This window comes from Streptomyces glaucescens, from assembly GCF_002154375.1.
Lineage (GTDB): Bacteria > Actinomycetota > Actinomycetes > Streptomycetales > Streptomycetaceae > Streptomyces > Streptomyces glaucescens.
The window spans coordinates 16,956-27,789 of the sequence record NZ_MUND01000350.1; the positions used below are offsets into that span (position 1 = coordinate 16,956).

General features: G+C 68.4%; 13 protein-coding genes and 1 pseudogene. 5 read left to right on the forward strand and 9 right to left on the reverse strand.

All coding sequences use genetic code 11. From position 1 onward, the window contains the following. The 4 genes from sigM (at position 1) to trxA (ending at position 3,218) form a co-directional block, all read left to right on the forward strand. On the forward strand, positions 1 to 732 hold the full coding sequence (gene sigM / locus CCN42_RS22615; RefSeq protein ID WP_386579285.1) for an RNA polymerase sigma factor SigM: 732 nt from the start codon (positions 1 to 3) through the stop codon (positions 730 to 732). Then, positions 729 to 1,697 carry an anti-sigma factor family protein gene (locus CCN42_RS22620; RefSeq protein WP_086738273.1) on the forward strand — a complete coding sequence of 323 codons (969 nt, stop codon included), beginning with the start codon at positions 729 to 731 and terminating at the stop codon, positions 1,695 to 1,697. The genes sigM and CCN42_RS22620 overlap by 4 nt, the downstream gene beginning before the upstream one ends. A gap of 175 nt (positions 1,698 to 1,872) precedes the next feature. Beyond that, positions 1,873 to 2,844 carry a thioredoxin-disulfide reductase gene (gene trxB, locus CCN42_RS22625; RefSeq protein WP_086738276.1) on the forward strand — a complete coding sequence of 324 codons (972 nt, stop codon included), beginning with the start codon at positions 1,873 to 1,875 and terminating at the stop codon, positions 2,842 to 2,844. 41 nt (positions 2,845 to 2,885) lie between these two features. After that, positions 2,886 to 3,218, forward strand: a complete 333-nt coding sequence (trxA, locus tag CCN42_RS22630; RefSeq protein ID WP_086169751.1) for a thioredoxin — start codon at positions 2,886 to 2,888, stop codon at positions 3,216 to 3,218. A gap of 110 nt (positions 3,219 to 3,328) precedes the next feature. Here trxA and CCN42_RS22635 read toward each other — a convergent pair whose 3' ends face one another. From CCN42_RS22635 to rpmH, 9 genes are all read right to left on the reverse strand, one after another. Next, complete coding sequence (locus CCN42_RS22635; protein WP_086169752.1) at positions 3,329 to 3,946, reverse strand: GNAT family N-acetyltransferase; 618 nt, start codon at positions 3,944 to 3,946, stop codon at positions 3,329 to 3,331. Positions 3,947 to 4,111: 165 nt separating this feature from the next. Beyond that, positions 4,112 to 5,233 (reverse strand): ParB/RepB/Spo0J family partition protein, encoded by a 1,122-nt coding sequence (locus tag CCN42_RS22640; protein ID WP_086738279.1) that lies wholly within the window; start codon positions 5,231 to 5,233, stop codon positions 4,112 to 4,114. Next, entirely contained in the window at positions 5,230 to 6,303 is a 1,074-nt protein-coding gene (locus CCN42_RS22645) for a ParA family protein (RefSeq protein WP_086169759.1), read from the reverse strand. The genes CCN42_RS22640 and CCN42_RS22645 overlap by 4 nt, the downstream gene beginning before the upstream one ends. A gap of 301 nt (positions 6,304 to 6,604) precedes the next feature. Next, positions 6,605 to 7,321 (reverse strand): 16S rRNA (guanine(527)-N(7))-methyltransferase RsmG, encoded by a 717-nt coding sequence (gene rsmG / locus CCN42_RS22650; RefSeq protein WP_086169754.1) that lies wholly within the window; start codon positions 7,319 to 7,321, stop codon positions 6,605 to 6,607. 118 nt (positions 7,322 to 7,439) lie between these two features. Then, entirely contained in the window at positions 7,440 to 7,952 is a 513-nt protein-coding gene (locus CCN42_RS22655; protein WP_086738281.1) for a Jag family protein, read from the reverse strand. 15 nt (positions 7,953 to 7,967) lie between these two features. Beyond that, positions 7,968 to 9,236, reverse strand: a complete 1,269-nt coding sequence (yidC, locus tag CCN42_RS22660; RefSeq protein ID WP_086738283.1) for a membrane protein insertase YidC — start codon at positions 9,234 to 9,236, stop codon at positions 7,968 to 7,970. Positions 9,237 to 9,239: 3 nt separating this feature from the next. After that, complete coding sequence (yidD, locus tag CCN42_RS22665; RefSeq protein WP_086738285.1) at positions 9,240 to 9,638, reverse strand: membrane protein insertion efficiency factor YidD; 399 nt, start codon at positions 9,636 to 9,638, stop codon at positions 9,240 to 9,242. After that, complete coding sequence (rnpA, locus tag CCN42_RS22670; RefSeq protein ID WP_078957742.1) at positions 9,635 to 10,006, reverse strand: ribonuclease P protein component; 372 nt, start codon at positions 10,004 to 10,006, stop codon at positions 9,635 to 9,637. The genes yidD and rnpA overlap by 4 nt, the downstream gene beginning before the upstream one ends. 21 nt (positions 10,007 to 10,027) lie before the next feature. Then, complete coding sequence (rpmH, locus tag CCN42_RS22675; protein ID WP_003956500.1) at positions 10,028 to 10,165, reverse strand: 50S ribosomal protein L34; 138 nt, start codon at positions 10,163 to 10,165, stop codon at positions 10,028 to 10,030. Positions 10,166 to 10,538: 373 nt separating this feature from the next. On the opposite strand from rpmH, the pseudogene dnaA reads away from it, so the two are divergent. Further along, positions 10,539 to 10,834 (forward strand): annotated as a pseudogene (dnaA, locus tag CCN42_RS22680) (chromosomal replication initiator protein DnaA); the annotation flags it as partial.

Genomic DNA, 10,834 nt, shown 5'->3' on the forward strand with positions numbered 1-10,834 from the left:
ATCGTGCCGTCTGCGGCTGACGACAGTCATTCGGCTACGGACGAGGCTCTTCTGGCCCGACACGTCGCCGGCGACCCGAACGCCTTCGGCGAACTGGTCCGCCGGCACCGCGACCGGCTGTGGGCCGTCGCCCTTCGCACCCTCGGTGACCGCGAGGAGGCGGCCGACGCGGTGCAGGACGCTCTCGTCTCGGCCTTCCGCGCCGCCCACACCTTCCAGGGCAAGTCGGCGGTCACGACCTGGCTGCACCGGATCACGGTGAACGCCTGCCTGGACCGCGTCCGCAAGGCCGCCTCCCGCAAGACCGCGCCGGTCGACGACACCGAGCGCCTGGAGCAGCTGCTGGAGCCGCATGAGTCGGCGTCGGCGCCCGCGGAGCGCAACGATCTGCACCGCCAGCTCGTGGAGGCGCTCGGCACCCTCCCGCCCGACCAGCGGGCGGCGCTCGTCCTGGTCGACATGCAGGGCTACCCCGTCGCCGAGGCCGCCCGCATCCTCGACGTGCCGACGGGAACGGTGAAGAGCCGCTGTGCGCGCGGCAGAGCGAAACTCCTGCCACTGCTCACCCATCTCCGGCCGGAGAACGCCGGTTCCGGCACCCCACCGGGTGAAGGGCGGAACCGGACTCAGGGGACATCCGTCCCACCGGCAGCGGGACCGCTCGATGCGGCCCCGCAGGATGCCGGGCCAAGCGATTCAGCTGCTGTGAAGGGCGGAGGTGGGCGAGCGTGACATCCACGACGGACACGGCCGGGCACCCGGACGTCACCGAGATCTCCGACTTCACCGAAGGCCTGCTTCCCCCGGCCCGCTCCACCGACGTACGACGGCATCTGGACGAGTGCGCGGTGTGCGCGGACGTCCATGCCTCGCTGGAGGAGATCCGGAGCCTGCTGGGCACACTGCCGGGACCTCCGCGGATGCCGGCCGATGTCGCGGGCCGGATCGATGCCGCCCTGGCTGCGGAGGCGCTGCTGAACGCCTCGGCGTCCGAGCTGTCCGAACCGTCCGAGGAGAGCGCGGAGGGGGAGGGGAGCGACGTGGGTGAGCCGGTGGCCGCGAGCCCAGCCACCTCCCACGCGCCCGGCACCGGCACCGGTACTCATGTTTCACGTGAAACATCGACCGCTGCCGACCGCCCCGCCGGGCGAGCCCGTGCCTCCTCCACCGGACCGGGCCGCAAGGGCCGCAAGCACGGTGGCCGCCGCCGAGCCGCCGTCCTGGGCGCCGTCCTCTCGGCCGCTGCCCTGGGACTGGGCTCCGTCCTATGGACGTCCCTGACCGGCACGCAACCGGACACCCCAGCACAGGAGCAGCAGAACACCGCGGTGGACACCTTCTCCGAGACACGGCTGGAAGCGCAGGTCGCGGATCTTCTCGCCCAGAGGCAGCACACCAGGAAGGGCTCCCGCACCCCGGGAGGGGGTGTCGAGTCCGCCCCTGCCTCGGGCGGACCCCGGGTCCTGCAACAGCCCGCCGCCGAGATCCCCGAGTGCGTCCAGCAGGGCATCGGACGCGACGAGGACGCCCTCGCGACCGAGGAAGGCGTCTACGAGGGAACGGATGTCCTCCTCGTCGTCCTGCCCGAGGCCTCAGACCCCGCACGTGTGACCGCCTACATCGTCCAGTCGACGTGTGTGGACCAACCCTCGGCGGGCGCGGCAAAGGTGCTGCTGGAGCAGACCTACGAGCGCTGAGGCGTCCCTCCGCGCGTGGCCCGGTATCGGACGGCCGTCTCATAGAGCGGTCACCCGCCCGTGTGCCCGGCCACAGCGGGAATGCGCGCCCCTTAGGATCCGTTGGGTGGGGTGAGAGTTCTGAAAGGGGCTCCCACCGGTCAAACGACGCCGTCCAGAGACGAGGAAACAAGCCGTGAGCGACGTCCGTAACGTGATCATCATCGGCTCCGGGCCCGCCGGGTACACGGCGGCGCTCTACACCGCGCGCGCGTCGCTGAAGCCACTGGTCTTCGAGGGCGCCGTCACCGCCGGCGGTGCGCTGATGAACACCACGGAGGTGGAGAACTTCCCGGGCTTCCAGGACGGCATCATGGGCCCCGAGCTCATGGACAACATGCGCGCCCAGGCCGAGCGCTTCGGCGCCGAGCTGGTGCCCGACGACATCGTCTCCGTCGACCTGACCGGTGAGATCAAGACCGTCACCGACACCGCCGGCACCGTCCACCGGGCCAAGGCCGTCATCGTCACCACCGGCTCCCAGCACCGCAAGCTCGGCCTGCCCAACGAGGACGCCCTGTCCGGCCGCGGTGTCTCCTGGTGTGCCACCTGCGACGGCTTCTTCTTCAAGGACCAGGACATCGCCGTGATCGGCGGCGGCGACACCGCGATGGAGGAGGCCACCTTCCTCTCGCGCTTCGCCAAGTCCGTGACGATCGTCCACCGCCGGGACACCCTGCGAGCCTCCAAGGCCATGCAGGAGCGCGCCTTCGCCGACCCGAAGATCAAGTTCGTCTGGGACAGCGAGGTCGCCGAGATCCAGGGCGACCAGAAGCTGGCCGGGCTGAAGCTGCGCAACCTCAAGACCGGCGAGCTCTCGGATCTGCCGGTGACCGGCCTGTTCATCGCGATCGGCCACGACCCGCGCACCGAGCTGTTCAAGGGCCAGCTCGAGCTGGACGAGGAGGGCTACCTGAAGGTGGACGCCCCCTCCACCCGGACGAACGTGACCGGTGTCTTCGGCGCCGGTGACGTGGTGGACCACACCTACCGTCAGGCGATCACCGCAGCCGGCACCGGCTGCTCCGCCGCTCTCGACGCCGAGCGCTTCCTCGCTGCCATCGCGGACAACGAGCAGAAGGCCGAGCCCGAGAAGACCACTGTCTGAGACCCCATCCGCCCCACGCATCATCAGTTAAGGAGCCCGCCGTGGCCGGCACCCTCAAGAACGTGACCGACGATTCCTTCGAGCAGGACGTCCTGAAGAGCGACAAGCCTGTCCTGGTGGACTTCTGGGCCGCCTGGTGCGGTCCGTGCCGCCAGATCGCGCCGTCCCTCGAGGCGATCGCCGCCGAGCACGGCGACAAGATCGAGATCGTCAAGCTGAACATCGACGAGAACCCGGGTACGGCGGCCAAGTACGGCGTCATGTCGATCCCGACCCTGAATGTCTACCAGGGCGGCGAGGTCGCCAAGACCATCGTGGGCGCCAAGCCGAAGGCCGCGATCCTCCGCGACCTTGAGGACTTCATCGCCGAGTGACCTCGCGCGGGAACGATTGACGTTTCACGTGAAACACGAATGGGCCGACCCGGACGGGTCGGCCCATTCACATGATGCCCGGCGGACGAACGTGATCCGCGGGGAATGGATCAGAGCGGCCGCAGAGCCGGTTCCTTCTGCACGGCCCCCAGCAGCCGGTCCAACGCCATCTCGACGTCTTCCTTCCAGGAAACCGTCGTCCTCAGCTCCAGCCGCATCCGTGGATGGGTGGGGTGCTGCCGGACCGTTTTGAAGCCCACGGCCAGAAGATGGTCGGCCGGCAGGACACAGGCCGGCTCCTTCCACCGCGCGTCGCCGAACGCTTCGATCGCCTTGAAACCCCGCCGCAGCAGATCCTTGGCGACCGTCTGCACCATGACCCGGCCCAGTCCCTGTCCCTGGTAACCCGGCATGATGAACCCCGTGATGAGCTGCACCGCGTCGGGCGAGACCGGGCTCGTGGGGAATGCCGCCGAGCGCGGCACATAGGCCGGAGGTGCGTAGAGCACGAATCCCACCGGCACGTCGTCGACGTAGACGACCCTCCCGCAGGAACCCCAGTCCAGCAGCACGGCCGAAATCCAGGATTCCTTCTCCAGCGCGGCGATGCCCTCCTTGACAGCGGCCTCACCGCTGACGGGGTCGAGCTCCCAGAAGACACATGAGCGGCAGCGCTCCGGGAGGTCCCGAAGGTTGTCCAGTGTGAGCGGTACGAGCCGACGCCCCATGAAGGATGTTCCTCGCTTCCTTCTCCGCTCCCCTGACTCCCTCGATCGTATCCACGAAGCGATTCCATCGATACCGCCAAAAAGCAAAGTGCGGGCCGTGTTCCGGTACACACCGGGCACGACCCGCACAGGCGGTTTGAGCGACAGGCATCCTGGCCCGGAGGCTCAGGCTTCCGTCTCCTCGCCGTCGTCCTCCAGCAGGCTCTTCTGCAGCACCGGACCCTCGCCAGGGGCAAGCGTGCTGAGGATCCGCTCGAGGTCCTCCACCGAGGCGAACTCGACGGTGATCTTGCCCTTCTGCTTACCGAGGTCGACCTTCACCCGCGTCTCGAAGCGATCGGAGAGCCGGGTGGCCAGCTCGTTCAGTGCCGGAGAGACCACCGAGCCGGCTCGGGGGCCCTTGGTCCGCTGAGCCGTCGTGGGCCGCGACCCCATCAAGGTCACGATCTCCTCGACGGCCCGCACGGACAGCCCCTCGGCCACGATCCGGTGAGCAAGCCGGTCCTGCTCCTCCGAGTCCTCCACGGACAGCAGAGCGCGGGCGTGACCCGCGGACAGCACTCCGGCAGCCACCCGGCGCTGAACCGCCGGGGAGAGCTTCAGCAGACGCAAGGTGTTGGAGACCTGCGGGCGGGACCGACCGATACGGTCCGCCAGCTGGTCGTGCGTGCAGTTGAAGTCCTTCAGCAGCTGGTCGTAGGCCGCCGCCTCTTCCAGCGGGTTCAACTGCGCACGGTGCAGGTTCTCCAGGAGGGCGTCCAGGAGAAGCTTCTCGTCCTCCGTCGCCCGCACGATCGCCGGAATCGCCTCCAGCCCCGCCTCGCGGCAGGCCCGCCAGCGGCGTTCGCCCATGATCAGCTCATAGCGGCCGGGGCCCAGCTGCCGTACGACGACCGGCTGGAGCAGGCCGACCTCCTTGATGGAGGTGACCAGCTCGGCCAGTGCGTCCTCGTCGAAGACCTCACGCGGCTGTCGCGGGTTCGGCTTGATGGCGTCCAGCGGGATCTCGGCGAAGTGGGCGCCCATGGGAGGAGCGGGCGCGTCCACGGCGCCGATGACCGACGGCTCCTCGGTTTCACGTGAAACAGGCGGCAGCGTGGCCACCTTCGCGGCAGCCACCCCCCGGTCGCCGGTCAGCAACGGCACCGTGGGGGACGTGGCAGCGCCACCGCCTACAGTGCCCGTCGCGGCGCCCCCCACTGCGGCCTGCGCCGGGTTCTTCTCAGTCGGGGCCGCCGGGATCAGTGCCCCGAGGCCACGGCCCAGTCCCCTCCGTCGCTCGCTCACTGGATCCCCTCCACCATGCTCTGATCGTTCTGAGCGCCAAGGTGGGCGTGCGTGCCGTCATAGCTGACGCCGACGCCCTTCAACGCGATTTCCCGTGCCGCCTCAAGATAGGAGAGGGCACCGCTCGATCCGGGATCGTAAGTCAGTACCGTCTGCCCATAGCTCGGAGCCTCGGAGATACGGACCGAGCGGGGAATGCTCGTCCGCAGCACCTCGTCACCGAAGTGGGTGCGCACCTCTTCCGCGACCTGGGACGCAAGCCGCGTCCGGCCGTCGTACATGGTGAGCAGGATCGTCGACACATGCAGGCCGGGGTTGAGGTGCCCCCGCACCAGGTCGACGTTGCGCAGCAGCTGGCCCAAGCCCTCCAGCGCGTAGTACTCGCACTGAATCGGGATCAGGACCTCCTGGCCCGCGACCAGCGCGTTGACCGTCAGCAGGCCGAGCGAGGGCGGGCAGTCGATGAGGATGTAGTCCAGCGGCTGCTCGTAGGCCTGGATCGCCCGCTGCAGCCGGCTCTCTCGAGCCACCAGGGACACCAGCTCGATCTCCGCACCGGCGAGATCAATCGTGGCGGGAGCACAGAAGAGTCCCTCGACGTCGACGACCGGCTGGACAACGTCCGAGAGCGGCTTGCTGTCCACCAGCACGTCGTAGATGGAGGGGACTTCCGCATGGTGGTCGATCCCCAGAGCGGTGGACGCATTGCCCTGCGGGTCGAGGTCGATCACCAGGACGCGGCCACCGTGCAGAGCCAGCGAAGCGGCAAGGTTGACGGTTGTCGTCGTCTTGCCGACGCCGCCCTTCTGGTTGGCGACCACGATGACGCGGGTCTGCTCGGGCCGCGGCAGGCCCTCGCCGGCGCGGCCCAGCGCCTCCACCGCCAGTTGGGCAGCACGACCGATGGGAGTGTCGTCCATCGGGGGCGGCGTTTCACGTGAAACATCCGCTCCCGTCGACTCGGTACGGGGACCGGGGACCGGATCGGTCATCGGTCCCGCGATGTTGGCGTCGGACCGCAAGGATTCACTCTCCTCGACTTCAGGCTCGCAATGAACAGAGCCTCCCATGTCTTCGGGGTGGTGAACCAGTGAGGCCTGGTGTTCTGTGGAGAAATCCACCTCTGTGGACAACTCCGTGCCCCTCGCGGGGGCCGGGGAATCGGAGGAAGGGGGAGCCTCGTCGAGAGAACCGAGAGGCTTGCGGTCGCGGGGTTCGGCCGCAGCCCGGCCGCGGCTGATGATGCCGTGCAACAGTGAGCGACGTTTCACGTGAAACACGATGCACAGCGGCTCGGGCCGAACTGCCGCGACACTCCGTGATGCGTAGGTTGGGCAGCTTGTGTGGAGTAGGGGTCGTCGACCGAGGGGATCAGCGACGCCGGCGCGTCCGACCCGTCCGGGCCGCCTTGGCCCGCTTGGCTGCGAAGCGCACGCCACCCGGGCTTTCCCCGACCTCCACCCGCACGACCGTGGACATCGGGTCGACGATCCCTTCGCCCACATGCAGGATCGAGGTCTCCACGGCACCCAGCTTGCTGAGGGCGGTGGAGGCCGCCTTCAGCTCTTCCTCGGCGGTGTCGCCCTTGAGGGCCAGCATCTCGCCGTAGGGACGCAGCAGCGGGATGCCCCAGGTGGCCAGCCGGTCCAGCGGTGCCACGGCACGGGCCGTCACCACGTGGACCGGGGGCAGCTTGCCCATGACCTCTTCGGCACGGCCGCGGACCACGGTCACATGGTCCAGGCCGAGCAGTTCGACGACCTCCGTGAGGAAGTTCGTCCGCCGCAGCAGCGGCTCCAGCAGGGTGATCTTCAGGTCCTCGCGGACCAGGGCGAGCGGGATCCCGGGCAGACCGGCGCCGGAACCGACGTCGCAGACCGTCACGCCCTCGGGCACGACCTCGGAGAGCACCGCGCAGTTCAGCAGGTGCCTCTCCCACAGGCGAGGCACCTCACGCGGGCCGATGAGCCCCCGCTGCACTCCTGCCTCGGCCAGGAGCTCGGCGTACCGGACCGCATCCGCGAAGCGATCGCCGAATACGTCACGAGCATGCTCGGGAGCAGGGGGGAGCTCAGCTGCCTCCGTCACGGGGACCGTCCTTCCGTACCGCATCGGCGCGTCGAGCGCCGACCTCCAGAACTACAGGCTGACAAAGTTCGGCCCCGCCTGCGCAACAGACGGGGCCGGAGGCACATACGTACCGAAATCAGTTGGGCAACACGACGACGAAGCGCTGCGGCTCCTCGCCCTCGGACTCGCTGCGCAGTCCGGCGGCCTTGACCGCGTCGTGCACGACCTTGCGCTCGAACGGGGTCATCGGCTTCATCCTCACGGGCGAACCGCTGCTCTTCGCCTCAGCGGCGGCCTTGGCGCCCAGCTCGGACAGCTCGGAGCGCTTCCGAGCACGGTAGCCCGCGATGTCCAGCATCAGCCGGCTGCGGTCCCCGGTCTCCCGGTGCACGGCCAGCCGAGTCAGCTCCTGGAGCGCCTCCAGGACCTCGCCGTCGCGGCCGACCAGCTTCTGCAGGTCGCGGCTGCCCGAGTCGCTGACGATCGAGACAGAGGCGCGGTCGCCCTCGACGTCCATGTCGATGTCGCCGTCGAGGTCGGCGATGTCGAGCAGACCCTCCAGGTAGTCCGCAGCGATCTCGCCCTCCTGCTCCAGGCGGGTCAGGGTGTCTGCACCCTCGGCAGCGGCGGAGGTGGTGCCTTCCGTCACGGGATGGACTCCTTCTTACTTCTTGGACGGGGACTTGGGCCGCTGCGGACCCTTGCGCTGGCCGGACTGGGCCCGGCTGCGGGCGCCTCCGGACTTGGACGCCGACTTACCGGTGGAGCCCGTGGACGTGTTGTCCTCCGGCTCGTCGGACTTGGTCAGCGAAGTCTTCTCACCGCCGCCCGCCGGCTTGGGCGGGGTGGCCTGGCGCTTCGCCTTGGGCTGCCGCTTGGGCTGCTGGCGCTTGGCGGCAGTGGTCGTGGCGGTGCCGTCCTCGGACTCGGCGACGACGGGGGCCTCGCTCTTCACCACGGTGCCGTCGGCCTGGGCCGCGAGCCCGGCCTTGCTGAGCCCGTTGATGAACTTTCGCTCGTACTCGTTGCGGTCGCGGCCCTTGGCGACGATGGCCTTCACGATGGCCCTGTCCCGGCGCCGGCCGACCTTGCCACGGTGCGTGACGTGCTTGTGCAGGCGCTCCAGGTAGGCGGACTGAGCCTTGGAACCCGGGGTCGGGTTGTTGTGGATGACGTACATCTGCTGGCCCATGGTCCACACGTTGGTGGTCAGCCAGTAGACGAGGACACCGACCGGGAAGTTGATGCCGAAGACGGCGAAGATCACCGGGAAGACGTACATCAGCATCTTCTGCTGCTGCATGAACGGCGTCTTCACCGTGGTGTCGACGTTCTTCGTCATCAGCTGGCGCTGCGTGTAGAACTGCGACAGCGACATCAGGATGATCATGATGGCGGTGACGACGCGCACATCGGTGATCGACGACCCGAGCGCCTCGACCTTGTCCGAGCTGTCGGTGAACTTCGCCGCGAGCGGGGCGCCGAAGATGTGCGCCTTCTGCGCGCTCTCCAGCAGCCGGTCGTTGATCACGCCGATGGTGTCGTTCGACGCGATGCTGTTGAGCACGTGGTACAGGGCGAAGAAGAACGGCGACTGCGCCAGGATGGGAAGGCACGAGGAGAGCGGGTTGGTGCCCGTCTCCTTGTACAGCTTCATCATCTCTTCGGACTGGCGCTGCCGGTCGTTCTTGTAGCGCTCCTGGATCTTCTTCATCTCCGGCTGGAGCGTCTGCATGGCCCGGGTCGCCTTGATCTGCTTCACGAAGAGCGGGATCAGGCAGATACGGATCAGGATCACCAGGGACACGATGGACAGGCCCCAGGCCCAGCCCGTGTCAGGGCCGAAGATCGCACCGTACAGCGAGTGGAACTGGACGATGACCCACGAGACGGGTGTGGTGATGAAGCTGAAGAGGCTGGCAATCGTGTCCACTAATCATGCTCCTTGGGCATGGGACGGGGTCTCTGCGGCCGGGCTCGAAGGGATGTCGCTCGGAGGTCCGGTCCTCGGAGAACCGTCACTCGTCGGGACATTTTCTTCGGTGGCCGTTTCGGCGGCGGAGGGCCCGCCCTTGCGTGCGCGCCAGGCGTTGCGCAGCATCTCGTGCCACCGTGGACGCTTGCGCGGCGGGACATGGTCCACGCCGCCCAGCGACCACGGATTGCAACGCAGGATGCGCCAGGCCGTGAGTGCGGTGCCTTTGAGAGCCCCGTGCCGGTCGATGGCCGTGTAGCCGTAGTGGGAACACGACGGGTAGTACTTGCACACCGGCCCGAGCAACGGGCTGATGGTCCACTGGTAGAGCTTGATCAGCGCCAGCAGCGGGTACTTCATCGCGCGCCCCCTCCCAGCAGCCGCTGCAGAGCGGCGTCCAGGTCTTGGGCCAGTTGGGCGTGGTCGGCGTCACCCGCTCCGGGCAACGCTCGTACGACTACCAGGCTACCGGGGGGGAGCTGAGCGACTCGATCGCGCATCAGATGGCGAAGCCTGCGCTTCACCTTGTTGCGCACGACCGCACCGCCCACCGCCTTGCTCACGACGAAACCCGCACGCGTCGGGGGAGCGCTCTCCCCAGGCGCGTGCGGGTCCGTGGCACCGCTTCGAAGGTGGACGACGAGGAGTGGGCGTCCGGCCCGGCGTCCTCGTCGTACCGCGGTCGCGAAGTCCTCGCGCCGCCTCAGCCGGTTCTCGGTGGGCAGCACGATGTCATGACCTGACCGGGATCAGGCGGACAGACGGGCGCGACCCTTGCTACGGCGGGACGCAAGAATCGCGCGGCCGGCACGGGTGCGCATACGCAGCCGGAAGCCGTGGGTCTTCGCGCGACGACGGTTGTTCGGCTGGAAGGTGCGCTTGCTCACTCGGGGGCTCCAGAAAGAATCGGTGGTGGCGGGGTGCCGTCCTGGCTGTCACCGTGCGCCCACGAGTAGCTCGCGTCACGCCCGAGTGCACCGCTTCCCGATCACCTGACGTGACCTGTGCCCATCGGAGGCAGGCGGCAGCAGCCATCGACAACTCGACCTGGTTACGGTACGCGCGGCTACGCCATCCGGTCAAACCGGCTGCGGGTGAGGGACACTATCCACAGGCTGGGGACAACAACTTGAACCGCACCGGTCGCCCTGACTACCGTGGCTGGACTCCGATTCGTTCCCTTATCCCTACCCACCCCGATTTACATCCCGACCCGTCCCACAACCACACGTTCGTGGGACCTGTGAGAGAGCGTGCCCTGTGGCTGACGTACCTGCCGATCTTGCCGCAGTGTGGCCACGCGTACTCGAGCAGCTTCTCGGTGAGGGCCGCGGGCAGGGGGTGGAGGCCAAGGACGAGCACTGGATCCGGCGCTGCCAGCCGCTGGCCCTGGTCGCGGACACCGCGCTGCTCGCCGTACCGAACGAGTTCGCGAAGGGTGTGCTGGAAGGCCGCCTCGCGCCGATCGTGAGCGAGACGCTGAGCCGCGAGTGCGGCCGTCCGATCCGTATCGCGATCACCGTCGACGACTCCGCGGGCGAGCCCCCGGCCCCGCC

What these genes read in the sequence shown, in the direction of transcription:
- CCN42_RS22645 (WP_086169759.1), bottom strand. Translation starts at nt 6,303, where the DNA reads ATGGGAGGCTCTGTTCATTGCGAGCCTGAAGTCGAGGAGAGTGAATCC.
- CCN42_RS22635 (WP_086169752.1), bottom strand. Translation starts at nt 3,946, where the DNA reads ATGGGGCGTCGGCTCGTACCGCTCACACTGGACAACCTTCGGGACCTC.
- yidD (WP_086738285.1), bottom strand. Translation starts at nt 9,638, where the DNA reads ATGAAGTACCCGCTGCTGGCGCTGATCAAGCTCTACCAGTGGACCATC.